Source organism: Bradyrhizobium sp. KB893862 SZCCT0404, assembly GCF_018130885.1.
GTDB classification, from domain to species: Bacteria; Pseudomonadota; Alphaproteobacteria; order Rhizobiales; family Xanthobacteraceae; genus Bradyrhizobium; species Bradyrhizobium stylosanthis.
Window position 1 is genome coordinate 1 of sequence record NZ_JAFCLT010000009.1, and the last position, 15,230, is coordinate 15,230.

Below are 15,230 nucleotides of genomic sequence, written 5' to 3' on the forward strand. Positions count from 1 at the left end.
GCTACTAACCGTCCTCAACGCCATGATGCGCGAAAGGAAGCCCTACCTAAAGGCCAAGCCGACATAACAGTTGCCGGCTCTGCGCAGCAATGCTGCGCATTGCAGCGCGTCCGGGACACGGCCGGGCGAAAGCGCGGCCACCCCACACGTCCGTCATTGCGAGGAGCGCAGCGACGAAGCAATCCAGAATCCTTCCGCGGAAAGAGACCCTGGATTGCTTCGCTGCGCTCGCAATGACGGGGACGCTGCAGTTGCGCCAAACTCCGCTCTTGTGCCCCGGACGCGGCGCAGCGCGAAGTGATGCGCCGCAGAGCCGGGGCCCATGCAGCAGCTAGTTTCGTAGCTTTCTGGGTCCCGGCTCTGCGCACAATGCTGCGCATTGCAGCGCGTCCGGGACACGGCCGGGCGGAGGCGCGGCCACCCCACACGTCCGTCATTGCGAGGAGCGCAGCGACGAAGCAATCCAGAATCCCCGCGGAAAGATTCTGGATTGCTTCGCTGCGCTCGCAATGACCGGGAAGCTGCAGTTGCGCCAAACTCCGCTCTTGTGCCCCGGACGCGGCGCAGCGCGAAGTGATGCGCCGCAGAGCCGGGGCCCATGCAGCAGTTAGTTTCGTAGCTTTCTGGGTCCCGGCTCTGCGCTGCAATGCTGCGCATTGCAGCGCGTCCGGGACACGGCCGGGCGAAAGCGCGGCCACCCCACACGTCCGTCATTGCGGGGAGCGCAGCGACGAAGCAATCCAGAATCCTTCCGCGGAAAGATTCTGGATTGCTTCGCTGCGCTCGCAATGACGGGTGGAGAGAGCGAGGCCTAATTAGACGCCGCGCGTGGAACCCCACCCTCTCCCCGTAAAGAACGGAGAGAGGAGAGAGCGATGCCGCCCTAACGGATCACGCCGCGTGCTGGTGGGCGGCGATGATCTGGTCGGCGGCGCGGCCGGTGACTTCGGCCATGTGGTCGAACTGACGGGTGAAGCTGCCAGCGCCTGCCGTGGCCGAACGCAGCTCGACGATGAGCTCGCCGATCTCGGCTTCCGGCATCATGGCGCGGACGCAGTCCCAGCCGCTCCAGCCGTCGCGGGTGTCGAAGCCGAGGATCTGACCGCGCCGCGCCGACAGGATCGCGTTGATCTTGGCGGTGGCGTCGGTAGGACAGACGATCTCGACCACGTGGATCGGCTCCAGCAGCACCGGCTGGCATTGCGGCAGGCCTTCGTTGAGCCCGACCCGCGCCGCCGTGCGGAAGGCGAGATCGGAGCTGTCGACGCTGTGATAGGAGCCGTCGGTCAGCGTCACCTGCACGTCGGTGACGGGGAAGCCGAGCGGACCGCGCGTCAGCCCGTCGACGACGCCCTCCTCCACCGCAGGGATGTAGTTGCGCGGCACTGCGCCGCCGACCACCTTCTCGGTGAACTTGAAGCCATCGCCGCGCGGCAGCGGCTTGATGTCGAGCACGACATCGCCGAACTGGCCGTGGCCGCCGGACTGCTTCTTGTGACGGCCGCGCTGGGTGATCGGCTTGCGGATGGTCTCCTGATAGCCGATCGCGGGCGGATGCGAGGTGACCTTGACGCCGAAGCGGTCGCGCAAGCGCTCGCTGGCGACGCGCAGGTGCATCTCGCCCTGGCCCCACAGCACGGTGTCGTGGGTCTTGGGGTTCTGCACGATCATGAGCGAGGGATCCTCCTCATGCAGCCGCATCAACGACTGGCCGAGCTTGACGTCGTCCTTGCGGTCGGTGGCCGCAACGGAGATCGCGAGCACGGCCGAGGTGGTCTCCTCCGCGACCAGCGCCGCGGGCTGGGTCTTGCCGCTCGAGACCGTGTCGCCAGTCTTGACCGGATCGAGCTTGGCGAGCGCCACCGTATCGCCGGCTTCCGCCGACGCGCGCTTGGTGTCGTAGGCGCCGTTGACGGCAAGGATGCCGGAGATGCGCCCGGAGCCGCCGGAGGAGGATTGCAGCGTGGCGCCGTCGTCGAGATGGCCGGCGAGCAGCCGCGTCAGCGACAGCTTGCCGCCGTGCTGCGAATGCAGCGTCTTGAAGACGTAGCCGAGCGCATCCTTGCTCTCGGGCGCGCCGAGACGTTTTGCGGTCTCCGCGACGCCGGGCGCTTCGTGGCGCAGCGCCTTCATCAGGCGCAGCACGCCGTTTTCGCGCGCCGCCGCGCCGAGCAGCACCGGGCAGATCTGTCCTTCGCGCAGTTCGCGGGCGAGATCGTCGAACACCGCATCGCGCGGCGGCTGGATGTCCTCGAGCAATTGCTCCATCAGCGCGTCGTCGTGGTCGGCGAGCTTCTCCAGCATCGAGAAGCGGGCCTCCTTCTCGCGGTCGAGGTCGCCGCCTTCGAGCGCGACCACCTCGGAGGCCTTGTGCTCGCGATAGATGAAGGCGCGCTCCAGCGCGAGATCGACGAACCCTTCGATCAGCTCGCCCTTCCAGATCGGGATCTGGCGCAGCACCAGCGGCACGCGCGAGGCGGGCTGGAGCATCGCGAGGGTCTCGCGGATGCGCTTGTTGGCGCGGTCGATCTTGTTGAGGAACAGGAAACGCGGGATCTTCAGCTCTTCCAGCTCGCGCAGGATGATCTGAAGCTGCGGCAGCTTCTTCTCGTCGGCCTCGCAGACCACGACGGCGGCGTCGACCGCAGGCAGCGCGGCGCGCATGTCGTGGGCAAACTCGACGGAACCGGGACAATCGAGGAAGGTGTAGCTGTCGCCCATGAAGCTCGTGGTGGCGGCAGTGAGGCCGACGGTCATTTTGTGATGACGGGCCTCCGGAGTGGCGTCGCCGACGGATGTTCCGGCGTCGACGCTGCCGGCGCGCGGGATTGCGCCCGTTCGCGCCAGTATTGCTTCGAGAAGAGTGGTTTTACCGCTTTGGAAAGGGCCCACCAGCGCGATGCACCGTGGACCTCGGGGACTTCTGACGTCTTGTCCCATTTCGCCGCCTCCTTGGTGTGGAGCTCGGCCCATGATTGGGTCGGCAAACGCAGATGCTCTGCCCGTCCCCGAGATTTGGCAAGCGTCAAACGTCGCTGCGGTGCGTCGTCGGTTGAATCCGTTGTAAAGTCTTGGAGATCAGCCGCGCTGTTCCACCTCTCCCCGATGGGGAGAGGTAAAGCGACATTGTCTTAACGGCCCGGACGCAGTTCCAGGCTTTCGAGGCCGGCGGCGACGCTGAGGCCGACCTGGCCCTGCACGCTGAGCGGCTGGAGCGCGATCGAATTGTTGGAGCCGCCGACCAGCACGTTGCCGCCGACACCGACGCCGAGCGCGGCGCTGCCCTGCGCGCCCGCGTAATTGCCGGAGAGATCGCCGGGGCCGAGCCGGTCGACCGGCGCGAACACGCCCCAGGCCAGCGTGGTCTCCTGGGTGATGCCGATGTCGAGGCCCACTTTGCGGATCGTCGCGACGTAGCGGTCATCGGGCAGGCCGTCGGCGCGCAGCACGCAGCCGAGATTGGTCACCGAGCCCACGATGAAGCCGACGCTGGCGCCGCCGCGGCATTCGAGCACGCCGACCCGCACCATGCGCTGCTGCTGTGCGCTGCCGCCGGCGACGGAAGCAACGAGGCTCGCGACAGTGAGTCCGGCGAGGAGGAGTGAGCGGCGCATGAAAGATCTCCGGCGATGGATGTGATGCGAGCAGAGAGAGCTCCCTGCCCGTGTTGCGCGATGGTCTATGCCACAAGACCCCTGGCGGGGCCAGATCGCGCGCCCCGATGAGCGTGCGATCAACAAAAAGGCCCGCCGGAGGCGGGCCTTTCCAATTTGCACTGTCGCGGCAGGCTCAGCGAAGATTGCCGCAGAAGCGCTGGATGCGCTTGCAGGCGTCTTCGAGGTCCGAGGTCTTGGTCGCGTAGGAGATGCGGAACGCCGGGCCGAGGCCGAAGGCCGAGCCCTGCACCACGGCGACGCCTTCGGTCTCCAGCAGCTCGGTGACGAAGTCCTCGTCATTGCCGATCACCTTGCCCGACGGCGCGGTCTTGCCGATCGTGCCGGCGCAAGACGGATAGACGTAGAACGCACCCTCGGGACGCGGGCACTCGATGCCCTTGGCCTGGTTGAGCATGGAGACCACGAGGTCGCGGCGCTCCTTGAACACCTTGTTGTTGGCGGGGATGAAGTCCTGCGGACCGTTCAGCGCTTCCACCGCCGCCCACTGCGCGATCGACGACGGGTTCGAGGTCGACTGCGACTGGATGGTCGACATCGCCTTGATGAGCTGGGCCGGGCCGCCGGCATAGCCGATACGCCAACCGGTCATGCAATAGGCCTTCGACACGCCGTTCACGGTGAGCGTGCGGTCGTAGAGTTTCGGCTCGACCTGCGCGACCGTGGTGAACTGGAAGTCGTCATAGACGAGGTGCTCGTACATGTCGTCGGTCATCACCCAGACATGCGGATGCTTCACGAGCACGTCGGTGAGCGCCTTCAGCTCGGCCCTGGTGTAGGCCGCACCGGTCGGGTTCGACGGCGAGCACAGGATGACCCATTTGGTCTTCGGCGTGATCGCGCGCTCGAGCGCCTCGGGCTGCAGCTTGAAACCGGTCGCGGCGGTGCAGACCACCGGCACCGGCTCGCCGCCGGCGAGCGCCACCATTTCAGGATAGCTGACCCAGTACGGCGCGGGGATGATCACCTCGTCGCCCGGATTCATGGTCGCCATCAGCGCGTTGTAGAGCACCTGCTTGCCGCCGGTGCCGACGATGATCTGGTTCGGCTTGTAGACCACGCCGTTCTCGCGCTGGAACTTGGCGATGATGGCTTCCTTCAGCTCGGGAATGCCGTCCACCGCGGTGTACTTGGTCTTGCCGGCTTCGATGGCGTGGATCGCCGCCAGCTTGATGTTGGCGGGCGTGTCGAAGTCGGGCTCGCCGGCACCGAGGCCGATGACGTTGCGGCCCGCCGCTTTCAGCGCGCGTGCTTTATCCGTGACCGCGATGGTCGCGGACGGCTTCACACGGTCGAGCGCAGCGGCAAGGAAGGACATCGTCATCTCCTGACAAGCGTCGTGAACCCATGGGTCGCCACGACTCTGATTGTGGGAATGGAGCCACCCTAAAACGTGCGCCGCTGCATCGCAAGAAACTTCGGCCCGATCCCGAAAAAGTTTACGATTTGGCGCGGTTCAAGGCCTGTTTTCCGGCAATTTCCCGCAACTTTGCCGCGCAAACCCCTCATATCCGGCAAGGCTTGTCCTCGGAGCAATTTTACGCGCTTAGCGGTCTCAAAATGAGGGCTCGTCATGCCCGGGCTCGTCCCGGGCATCCACGCTCTTCTTGCCGCGGTCAAGACGTGGATGGCCGGGACAAGCCCGGCCATGACGACGCGGAGACATTTGCGTTCTGACGGAGAGAAGGCGCCCCTCACACCAACGCGGCACACCACCGCCACGCGTTGACGCAAGCGTGAACTGTGTCGCGTGGTCGCGTGGAAATGATCTTCCGCGGCGCTGCAGCGCGGTAGGGTTTTCGAGTTTTTCTATTGGCTGGCCCTTGCGGCGGATTCGCATCGGCATCATTGTTTAGCCGCGCTGCGGGGCAACAAGCGCCGCGTCTTCCCGTCCTCGGTTCAGAACTCCGGAATGTACAAGCTCTATTCGATGCAACGCTCCGGCAACAGCTACAAGGTCCGCCTTGCGCTGGCGCTGTTGAACGTCCCTTACGAAGCGGTGGAGGTGGACATTCTGCGCGGCGAGAGCCGCACGCCGGACTTCCTGTCGAAGAACCCGTCGGGCCAGGTGCCGCTGCTCGAGGTCGGCGGGGACCGCTTCCTCGCCGAGTCCAACGCCATCCTGTGGTACGTCGCCGTCGGCACGCCGCTCGCGCCGGAGAATCGCATCGACCGCGCCGAGGCGCTGCAATGGATGTTCTTCGAGCAGCACGCGCTCGAGCCGAATATCGGCGCCGCCTATTTCTGGCTGTCGCTGGTCAAGGGCGGCCGCGACCTGCAGACCCACGCGCTGGAGGACTGGATGGAGCGCGGCTACGGCGCGCTCCAGGTGATGGAGAACCACCTCAAGACCAATTCCTATTTTGCTGCCCGCCAGCTCACGGTCGCCGACATCGCGCTGTACGGCTACACCCACCTTGCCGACCGCTGCGACTTCGACCTCGAGGCCTTTCCGGCGATCCGGGACTGGCTGAAGCGGGTCGAGGCCGCACCCGGATTCGTGTCGATGGACTGGCGGCCGGCCGACATCGACGACCCCGCCAGCATCGCGGCAGGGGCCTGAAACCGGTGCAGCGTTAAGAAATAGCGGGCATAGCGTTAACCTTTGCCGCAATCCCGCCACGTTCGGCGCGGCGGCTGCCGCAATATTGCCGGTTGAGATGGTGAAATTGTTCGGTGTCGCGGGTGATTCGCTCGCGCGTTGAAGGATTTAGACCATGACTCGGGCGTCCGGCACGGCAGGCTTTCAGAGCCAAACCGATACCGTTTCGTCTTCCCGGCTGACCAACGCGGTCGCGGCTTCGCTCGCCGTCGCCGCGCTCTCGCTGTGCCTGATCGTCACCCTGACGGTGCTGTCGACCAAGGCGACCATGGCGATGGGCCTGCCGGTCTGATTCCCGTTTCATCCTCGACGAGCCTTCAGGGCGCCGCACGCCCCGCGCCGGCCGGCAGCGCGACAGGACGTCGATGAAATCACCTGTGGTCATCGTTGCAATCACCCTCACCGCGGCCATCCTGGTCGCGGCCTCGCTGCTGATCTTCACCGGCATGCGCAAGAGCCCGGGCAGCTCGACGCTGAATGCGCCCGCGCAGCAACAGCGCATCAGGCACGTGCATTTGACCTAAAATCATCCGAAAGCTTTGCGCCGCGTCTCAAGCCGCCCTTAAGGGCTCCGCGCGATTTCGCACTGCGTCATCGCAACAATGAGTCAGTGTTGCGCCCTTACTCGTTCAGGGAGGAACGAGAGGCCATGCGGTTCGGATGGCGCGCGATGTCCGGTCCAATGCTGACGGTAGCGGTCACGCTGCTGGCGCTTCTGCTCGATCGCGCCGTCCACGTTCCCTCGCCTGCGCCATTGTTCGTCTGCATCGTCGCGCTGGCCGGCGCGCTCGCGGGCTTTGCCGCCGCCATGACCAGCGCAGCCCTCGCGGTCGTCGGCGCGGCGCTGTTCTTCCTCAATCATCGCGCCACCTCCTTCTACGCCGGCGCGGACCTGGTTGGGCTGCTCGCCGTGACGGCCTTCGGCACCGCAGGCATCACCGGGTTGATGCGCGAGCGGCTGCTCGCGACCTTCGCCGCGGAGCGCCAGAGCCACGCGCTCGCCGCGCGGCTGTCAGCCGCGCTCGACCAGGTCGACATCGGCATCGTGCTGCTCGATACCGAGACGCGCGCCGAGTTCATCAACCGCGCCTTCCGCGACTATTTCGCGCTGCCGGATGAAATGGCCGACAGCAAGCCGCCGTTCATCGCGCTGATGTATCACGGCCGCGACACCGGCGCGTTCGAGCTGCCGGAGGACGAGCTCGGCACCTTTATCGCGCAGCGCATGGAGATGGTGCGGGTCGGCGATGCCAGGCCGATCACCATCAAGCTGCGCAATGGCGAGGTGCTGCGCTTCGTCTGCGCCGCGCTGCCCGACGGCGGACGCATGCTGAGCTATACGCCGGTCACCGACCTCGTGCGCCACACCGACGCGCCGGCGCGCGCCGATTACTACCGCTCGCTGCGCGACCCCGCGAACCGCAAGCTGATCCGGTATCTGCGCGTTGCGGAGTGAGGCGATTGCGCGATTGATCGGTGCTCCCCTCATCCCGTATGAAGGACACTTCATCGATCGCGGGATTTTCAGATGTCGCTCACCATTCGCTCCGTCACGAGGCAGGACTACGATCAATGGCTGCCGCTGTGGGACGGCTACAATGCCTTCTACGGCCGCTCCGGTCCGACTGCGCTCTCGCCGAAGATCACCGAGGTGACGTGGCAGCGCTTCTTCGATGCCTATGAGCCGGTGCATGCGCTGGTGGCCGAGAGCGACGGCACGCTGCTCGGCATGACGCACTATCTGTTCCATCGCAGCACCACCGCGATCGAGCCGTCCTGCTACCTGCAGGACCTGTTCACGCTGCAGGCTGCGCGCGGCAAGGGCATCGCCTCAGCGCTGATCTACGGCGTCTACGAGCGCGCCAAGCTCGCGGGATCGCCGCGGGTCTACTGGCAGACCCACGAGACCAATACCACCGCGCAAAGCCTGTACGACAAGGTCGCCGAGCGCTCCGGCTTCATCGTCTATCGCAAGATCTTCTGATCCCCGGCGGCATTCGGCCTGTGGATAACTCGGCCTGTCACCGGCGCGTAACACACCGGGATTAAGTTGCAGCTGCGTCTGATCAGGCCCCCCGTCACCGATCAAGCGCCCCAAGCGGTCCCCGTCAGTCGCCGCGTCTGACAGGGGCCGCATTTTTTTGTCCGCGCCGCCGGCATGGCAGCAGCGCGGCGGGCAGCTTGCTGCTGCGGCGCACGGCGGTCAGAATGCCGGCCGTTCATCTCCCACAGGATCCCCCATGGAAATTCGTAATCTCGGCGCCTCCGGCCTTCGCGTGTCCGCGGTCGGCCTCGGCTGCAACAATTTCGGCCAGCGCATCGACCTCGAAGCCTCGCGCAAGGTGATCCATCGCGCGCTCGACCTCGGCATCACGCTGTTCGACACCGCCGACATCTATTCGAACATGGGCGGCTCGGAGACCGTGCTCGGCGCGGTGCTGGGCGATCGCCGCAAGGACATCGTGCTGGCGACGAAATATTGCAAGCCGATGGCGGAGGACGGCACCAAGCAGGGCGCCTCGCGCCGCTACATCATGGCGGCCGTGGAGGCGAGCCTGAAGCGGCTGAAGACCGATTACATCGATCTCTACCAGCAGCACGATTACGACCCGTTGACGCCGATCGAGGAGAGCCTGCGCGCGCTCGACGATCTCGTGCGGCAGGGCAAGGTGCGCTACATCGGCAATTCGAACTTCCCGGCATGGCGTATCGCGGAAGCGGAGTATGTCGCGCGCGCGATGAATGTCAGCCGCTTCGTGTCGTGCCAGGACGAATACTCGCTCGTCGTGCGCGACATCGAGAAGGATCTGCTGCCGGCCGCCACCGAATACAAGCTCGGCCTGCTGCCGTTCTTCCCGCTCGCGAGCGGGCTGCTGACCGGCAAGTACAAGAAGGGCGAGGCTGCGCCCGGCGACACCCGCTTCGGCCAGACGCCACGGCTGCGCGATCGCTATGTCACCCCGCGCAACGAGGCGATCGTCGAGAAGCTGCAGGCCTTCGCCAAGGCGCGCGGACACTCGATGCTCGAGCTCGCCTTCTCCTGGCTGGCCGCGCGCCCGCAGGTCTCCAGCGTCATTGCAGGTGCCACCCGCCCCGAGCAGATCGAGCAGAACGTCAAGGCGATCGCGTGGAAGCTCAGTTCGGAGGACATGGCCGAGATCGACAAGATCACGCTGGGCTGATCATCGCGACTGCCGATCTCGACGGCGCGGCGCTACTTGGCGCCGCGTCCGACCGTCTGCATCACCTCGAACCCCTCGAACTGGGGATGGCCGAGATAAAGCGGCTTGTTGTCGCCGGCCCGGTGATGCGCGGCGCGAAACGCTTCCGACTTCGTCCACGCATCGAACGCCGCGTGGTTCGCCCAGATCGTGTGCGAGGCGTACAGCGTATGATCCTCGAGCTCGGGCCCGCGCAGAAGGTGGAATTCGACGAAGCCCGGCACCTTGTCCAGATGCGTGTCGCGGGTGAGCCAGACCTGCTCGAAGGCAGCCTCGGAGCCCTTGGCGACACGGAACCGGTTCATGGCGATGTACATGGATGGTCTCTCCTGATGCTCGCCACATCATGTCGTCATTCCCCGACGCGCCGCAAGGCGCGGGCCGGGAATGACAGTTAAGCAATCAGCCCCTTCATCGGCCTTGCGCTTGCGCTGTCCGGGAACACCGTTTCCGCCAGCACGCGGTCGGACAGGCCGAACTGGTCCTGCAGCACGCCCTTGATCACGGAGCGCAGGTCGGTGGTGGGCTTGAGGTCGCGGCCCTCGTAGAGGTTCGCGAGCTTGAGGCCCGGCCAATCGGAGATGACGCGGCTGCCCTTGACCGCGCCGCCGGCGAGCAGCGCGATGGTGCCGGTGCCGTGATCGGTGCCGTCGGTGCCATTGATGCGCGCGGTGCGGCCGAATTCGGTGGCGACGACGACGGCGGTGTCGCGCCAGCGATCGCCCAAGCCGCTCTCGAATTCGGCGAGTGCGCCGTCGAGCCCGCCGAGCAGGAAGGCAAGACGCCCCACGGGCCCGCCCTCATTGGCATGCGTGTCCCAGCCGTCGAAGGCGAGCGCGGCAATGCGCGGACCGTCGTCGGCCGCCATCAGTTTGGCGGCGCCGCGCGCCACCTGGCGCATCTGCACGACCTGATTGCCGGGCTTCGGCTTCATGTCGTCGCCGCTTGCAGCCTTCTCGAGCTGGAGGCCCTGCGACAGCGCAGAGGCCAGCGCGGGATCGCGATGACGGTAGAGATCGACGAGCCGCATCGCGGTGTCGTCGTCGGCCTGCGGCAGCGCGACCGGCGCCCAGCCGACGGTCGGCGCATTGCCGCGCAGCACCAGCGGCGTGGTCGGGCCCACTGCAAGACCGCTCGACACGCGCTCGCCGCGCGGCAGCGCTTCGAGCGCGCGGTTGAGCCAGCCGGATTGCACGCGGCCCGGGCCGGCATAGCCGCTTTCCAGCACGTCCTGGCCGTCGAAATGCGAGCGGTCGCGATAGGGCGTCGCCACCGCATGGATCACCGCGGCATGTCCGCCGCGATACATGCGTGCGAACTCCGGCATCGCCGGATGCAGCGCGAAGAAGCTGTCGAGCATGATCGCCGGATGCGCGCCGTCGGCCGCGAGCGCGATCGAGCCGTGCAGGCCGGCATAATCGGGATCACCGAGCGGCGCGACGGTCGAGAGCCCGTCGAGCGCGCCGCGCAGGATCACCACGATCAGCCTGGGATCGCGCCCATTGGCCGCGCGCGCGAATTTCGGCAAATAAGCCCAGGCCGCGAAGGAGGCCCCGCCGAGCAGAAGGCCGCGGCGCGAGGTGAGGAGGCGGTTCTCGACGCAGTCGATCATCATCATCTCCTCTGCATCTCCGGCGACATCAACAGCAGCGCCAGCGCCTGCTGCCGCGATTCCGCGCGCTCGATGGTGCGGCGCGTCTCGATGGATGCGGCGTCGGCTGCGGCGAATTCCAGGAGGTCGATCGGATCGATATTGTCGCCGAGCCGCGAGGCCACTTGCGCCGCAATGTCGAGCCGCAGCTTGATGCCTTCAGGCGCAGCCCATGCCGCGCTGGTATCCGGAAAACCGTTGGGACCCGCCGGAGACCACAGCGGCTGACCGAGCAGGTTCAGACTGTTGAGATATCGGCCGGGATCCTCCGGCACGCGGGCAAGCAGCCGGCCGCTCGCGACCAGGAAGTCGTAAGGCGAGCGCATCTTGGTCAGCGGAGCCTTCCAGGCCTCGTCGGAATCGACGAGTGCGGCCGCCATCGCCTTGAGGTCGCCGTCGGTCTTGACGAAGACATCACGCAATCGCGCGACGAGCGCCGGCGGCGGATCGTCGGCAACGAAATGACGGACGAGCTTGGTCGCGATGAAATTCGCGGTCGAGGGATGGCGCGCGATGTCGGCCAGCGCGGCTTCGCCCTGCGCGACGCCGGCCGGCTCGTAGGTCTTGCCGAGCAGCATCTGCGGGCCGGGCTGGTGTGCATTCGTATTGAACACGAAGGAGCCGGGCGTGCCGAGCTGTCCTTGCCGACCGGCGAAGGTCCAGCCGGTGATGATGCGCGCAAGCGAGGTGACGTCCTCCTGCGTGTAGCCGCCGCCAACGCCGAGCGTATGCAGCTCCATGATCTCGCGCGCCAGATTTTCGTTGAGCCCGCGCTTGCGGTTCTGGCCCGCGCGCGAGTCCGGCCCGAGCGATTGCTGGTTGTCGAGGAAGAACAGCATGGCCGGATGCTGCTCGACCGCTTTCAGCATGTCGGAGAAGCGCCCGAGCACGTGCGGCCGGATCGCCTCGCGCTCGAACGCGCCGGCCCAGATCCGCGCCAGCTCGCCCTTGCTCGCGGAGATGCAGAAATGGTTGGACCAGAACACGACGAGACGCTCGGTGAAGCCGCACTCGGCCAGCGTCGCGCGCTGCAGGCGCGCCAGCGCCTCGGCGCGAAAAGTCTTCTGAATCACGTTGAGCGGTTGCGGCGCGGGTTTTGCAGCCGGCGGCGGCGAAGCGTTCGGCTGCATCATCTCGGGCTTCGCCGCGCCGTCGACAGGCTTCGCATCCGTCATCTGGCCGCCGATCTCGGTGGCGGCCGTGTTCAGCGAGAGATTGCGGCGCAAGGCGGGCTTCTGATCGGCAGGCGGCTGCGGCGGCATCTCCGCGGGCGCGGCGGCTTTGGCGGTTTCCTTGGCGGCCTCGCGCGCCTGCTTGACCTGGTCTTGATAGGCGAACACGGCCTGGCCGAGCTGCGGCGTCGATTGCAGGCCCGGCGCCTCCAGCAGCACGCCGTTCGGACGGGCCAGTTCCGCCTTCACAAAGCCTCTGGGATCGGAGGCCGCGTTGATGAGATCGCCCGATGCGCCGCCACGGGCGCCGAAGCCGAAACGGTTGAGCGCAACGAGGGCGGCTTGCGAATCGCGGGCCATCGATTTGTCCTTCGCGCCTTGCCAACCGCTTTTCCGAGACGTGCGCAGCGCATAGTATAGCGCAGCGACAGATGAACCCGACATGAAAATGACGGCGAAGCCTTTGCGTAAATCATGACAAATCCGAAAGAAATGCCGTCAGCCCCGGCCCTTCCGCGCCGCCTCGCCTGCTCCCGCTGCGGCACCGAGTTCGGCTGCGACCTCTCGGGCACCTGCTGGTGCGCGGAGGAAACGGCCAAGCTGCCGATACCGGTCGAGGGCGAGGATTGCCTGTGCCGGGAGTGTTTGCGGAAGGCGGCGACGGAGGCTGTTCGTTAGAACGCGGGACGACCGCCACATCCTCAGTGTCGTCCTGGCGAAAGCCAGGACCCATTACCCCAGGATTCAGTTTGGCGAAGGCCCGTCGTTCGGTACGCATACCACCTGCGATCGAGAGACCTCGCGGTATGGGTCCTGGCCTTCGCCAGGACGACGTTGAGGAGGGAGTGTGCGCTCCCCAACGACATAGTGGGGCGTGTGCCCTACACCGCAAATCCCGGCGACATCCGCGCCATGCCGTCGAATGCATCCAGCAGCTTTTCGCGCCAGGCGTAGACAGGATCGTCGCTCTCCAGCAGCTTGAACGGGCTGACGACGCGCGCCCACTGGAAGCCGCCGAACACGATATAGTCCGCATAGTTCGGCGCAGCTCCGCCGATGAAGGGCTGCTTCTTCAGCGTCTGGCGCATCACCTCCAGCGACTTGCGGAAGGCGACGACGCCGGTGTCGCGGCTCGCCATCACCTCTTCCAGCTTCTTGCCGCCGAAGCGCGCCTCGCGCGACTGCCGGAAGTAGACGGCATCGACCTCGGCGAGATTGTTCGGGATGTCGGCGACGATCAGCGGAAAGATGCCGCCGACGATGGCGATGTCGCCGAAAGCGTTGATCATGCGCGCCATGGCGCGGCCGCCTTCGCCGCCGAACAGCGACGGCCGATCCGGAAAATTATCCTCGAGATAGTTCGCGATGGCCCAGGAATCGAACACGGGCTTGTCGTGATGCAGCAGCACCGGGACTTTCTCCGAGCCGTGCGGCGCGATCGCGCTCTTCTCGGTGAAGCGCCAGGGCAGCGTCTCCGCCGACAGGCCCTTATGCGCCAGCGCCATTCGCGTGCGCCAGCAATACGGGCTGAAGGGGCGCGAGGGATCGGTGCCGACGAGTTCGAAGAGTTTCAGTGACATGATTGGTCCCGTTGCTGCGATTGCCGGACAGAGTAACCGTCATGGCGCGGAGCGCAAGAAAGCCGTCCCGTCGCCGGTGCCCCGGTGTGACCGGCAATCGGTTGCCTGCTCGCGCTCGCACCGGACCTGCCGTCACTTGTTGCAGCGGCCCCCGGATTGGACCTAAGCTCGGGCATTTCAAAAATCGGGAGGCATTGCAATGACCCAGACCATTCCACGTCGCGATTTCCTTCTCGGCTCGGCGGCGCTCGCCGGCGCTGCGGCCGCCAACGCCTTCACCTGCGTCGAGATCGCGAGTGCGGCGCCGATCACCGTTCCGACCGTCGACAAGCTCTCGATCCGCGTGCTCGTGGATTCGAGCTTCGACCTGTTCTTCCGTCCCAAGCAGATCAACGGCGTCTCGATCGCGCCGGCCACGCGCGTCGGCGGCGATTACCGCAAATCGCTGCACAATGAATGGGGCCTGTCGCTCTGGTTGGAATCCGAAGGCGGCGGCAACCAGCGCACGCTGATGCTGGACTACGGCTACACGCCCGAAGTGCTGCTCAACAACATGGCGCTGATCGGCGTCGATCCGGCCAAGCTCAACGCGCTGATCGTCAGCCATGGCCATTACGATCATTTCGGCGGCCTGAACGGCTTCCTCGACAAGTTCCGGGACAAGCTGCCCGCCGACCTCAAGCTCTATGCGGGCGGTGAAGACAATTTCTGCCATCGCGTCAGCCCGACGCCGACGCAGGGGCAGTTCGCCGATTTCGGCACGCTCGACCGGCGGCAGCTCGCGGCGCAGAAGGTGACGACCGTGCTGTGCGAAACACCGACCGTGATCGCGGACCATGCCTTCACCACCGGCAAGATCGCCCGCCGCAGCAGCGAGCGCGTTCTGCCGAACACGCTGGTCGAGTTCGGCATCAAGGACGGGCTCGGTTGCAATGCCGGCCATTATCTGCCCGCGGAGATGGAGGGCAAGATCGTGCCGGACGAGCACATCCACGAGCACGCCACCTGCTTCAACGTGCGCGATCTCGGCCTCGTCGTGATCTCGTCCTGCGGCCATGTCGGCATCGTCAATTCGGTGAAGCAGGCGCAGGAAGTATCGGGCATCCAGAAGGTGCACGCCGTCGTCGGCGGCTTCCACCTCGGCCCGGCGCCCAAGGACTACCTCACGCAGGTGGTGAGCGAGATCAAGGCGCTCAACCCTGACGTCGTGGTGCCCATGCATTGCAGCGGCCTCAACTTCGCGCAGGAGGCCAATGCCCAGATGGAGGGCAAGGTGGTGGTGACGACGACGGGTAGCCGCCTCACCTTCGGCCTGTGATGCGACGCGCCC

At 66.1% G+C, this 15,230-nt stretch carries 15 protein-coding genes; 8 read left to right on the plus strand and 7 right to left on the minus strand.

The genetic code is table 11. The annotated features are described in order from the left end of the window. Positions 1 to 891: 891 nt before the first annotated feature. From JQ617_RS29725 to JQ617_RS29735, 3 genes are all read right to left on the minus strand, one after another. Positions 892 to 2,940: an elongation factor G gene (locus JQ617_RS29725; protein WP_212029442.1), complete on the minus strand. Its 2,049-nt coding sequence runs from the start codon at positions 2,938 to 2,940 to the stop codon at positions 892 to 894. Between the two features lie 191 nt (positions 2,941 to 3,131). Further along, positions 3,132 to 3,614 (minus strand): DUF992 domain-containing protein, encoded by a 483-nt coding sequence (locus JQ617_RS29730; RefSeq protein WP_063687358.1) that lies wholly within the window; start codon positions 3,612 to 3,614, stop codon positions 3,132 to 3,134. Positions 3,615 to 3,789: 175 nt separating this feature from the next. After that, the gene (locus tag JQ617_RS29735) at positions 3,790 to 4,992 is read right to left on the minus strand and encodes a pyridoxal phosphate-dependent aminotransferase (protein ID WP_063687356.1); all 1,203 of its coding nucleotides are present in this window, start codon (positions 4,990 to 4,992) and stop codon (positions 3,790 to 3,792) included. Positions 4,993 to 5,586: 594 nt separating this feature from the next. Here JQ617_RS29735 and JQ617_RS29740 point away from each other — a divergent pair. From JQ617_RS29740 to JQ617_RS29765, 6 genes are all read left to right on the plus strand, one after another. Continuing rightward, entirely contained in the window at positions 5,587 to 6,237 is a 651-nt protein-coding gene (locus JQ617_RS29740; protein ID WP_063687352.1) for a glutathione S-transferase family protein, read from the plus strand. A 154-nt stretch (positions 6,238 to 6,391) separates the two neighbouring features. Further along, positions 6,392 to 6,568: a hypothetical protein gene (locus JQ617_RS29745; protein ID WP_167358260.1), complete on the plus strand. Its 177-nt coding sequence runs from the start codon at positions 6,392 to 6,394 to the stop codon at positions 6,566 to 6,568. A gap of 73 nt (positions 6,569 to 6,641) precedes the next feature. Continuing rightward, positions 6,642 to 6,800, plus strand: a complete 159-nt coding sequence (locus JQ617_RS29750; RefSeq protein WP_063687351.1) for a hypothetical protein — start codon at positions 6,642 to 6,644, stop codon at positions 6,798 to 6,800. A 125-nt stretch (positions 6,801 to 6,925) separates the two neighbouring features. Then, positions 6,926 to 7,732 (plus strand): PAS-domain containing protein, encoded by an 807-nt coding sequence (locus tag JQ617_RS29755; protein WP_212029443.1) that lies wholly within the window; start codon positions 6,926 to 6,928, stop codon positions 7,730 to 7,732. Positions 7,733 to 7,804: 72 nt separating this feature from the next. Next, positions 7,805 to 8,260 carry a GNAT family N-acetyltransferase gene (locus JQ617_RS29760; RefSeq protein WP_212029444.1) on the plus strand — a complete coding sequence of 152 codons (456 nt, stop codon included), beginning with the start codon at positions 7,805 to 7,807 and terminating at the stop codon, positions 8,258 to 8,260. Between the two features lie 256 nt (positions 8,261 to 8,516). Continuing rightward, on the plus strand, positions 8,517 to 9,458 hold the full coding sequence (locus tag JQ617_RS29765) for an aldo/keto reductase (protein ID WP_212029445.1): 942 nt from the start codon (positions 8,517 to 8,519) through the stop codon (positions 9,456 to 9,458). Positions 9,459 to 9,490: 32 nt separating this feature from the next. Here JQ617_RS29765 and hmuQ read toward each other — a convergent pair whose 3' ends face one another. The 3 genes from hmuQ to JQ617_RS29780 form a co-directional block, all read right to left on the minus strand. Next, positions 9,491 to 9,814, minus strand: coding sequence for a heme-degrading protein HmuQ (gene hmuQ, locus JQ617_RS29770; protein WP_212029446.1), 324 nt, complete (start codon positions 9,812 to 9,814; stop codon positions 9,491 to 9,493). 77 nt (positions 9,815 to 9,891) lie between these two features. Continuing rightward, positions 9,892 to 11,109, minus strand: a complete 1,218-nt coding sequence (locus tag JQ617_RS29775) for a DUF1501 domain-containing protein (RefSeq protein ID WP_212029750.1) — start codon at positions 11,107 to 11,109, stop codon at positions 9,892 to 9,894. 2 nt (positions 11,110 to 11,111) lie between these two features. Further along, on the minus strand, positions 11,112 to 12,680 hold the full coding sequence (locus JQ617_RS29780; protein ID WP_212029447.1) for a DUF1800 domain-containing protein: 1,569 nt from the start codon (positions 12,678 to 12,680) through the stop codon (positions 11,112 to 11,114). Between the two features lie 114 nt (positions 12,681 to 12,794). Between JQ617_RS29780 and JQ617_RS40100 the strand changes: the two genes are divergently transcribed. Then, positions 12,795 to 12,998 (plus strand): cysteine-rich CWC family protein, encoded by a 204-nt coding sequence (locus tag JQ617_RS40100; protein ID WP_249157687.1) that lies wholly within the window; start codon positions 12,795 to 12,797, stop codon positions 12,996 to 12,998. A 203-nt stretch (positions 12,999 to 13,201) separates the two neighbouring features. Here JQ617_RS40100 and JQ617_RS29785 read toward each other — a convergent pair whose 3' ends face one another. Further along, positions 13,202 to 13,900 (minus strand): glutathione S-transferase family protein, encoded by a 699-nt coding sequence (locus JQ617_RS29785; protein ID WP_212029448.1) that lies wholly within the window; start codon positions 13,898 to 13,900, stop codon positions 13,202 to 13,204. A gap of 199 nt (positions 13,901 to 14,099) precedes the next feature. On the opposite strand from JQ617_RS29785, the gene JQ617_RS29790 reads away from it, so the two are divergent. Then, positions 14,100 to 15,218, plus strand: coding sequence for an MBL fold metallo-hydrolase (locus tag JQ617_RS29790; RefSeq protein ID WP_212029449.1), 1,119 nt, complete (start codon positions 14,100 to 14,102; stop codon positions 15,216 to 15,218). The last annotated feature ends 12 nt before the right edge of the window (positions 15,219 to 15,230 follow it).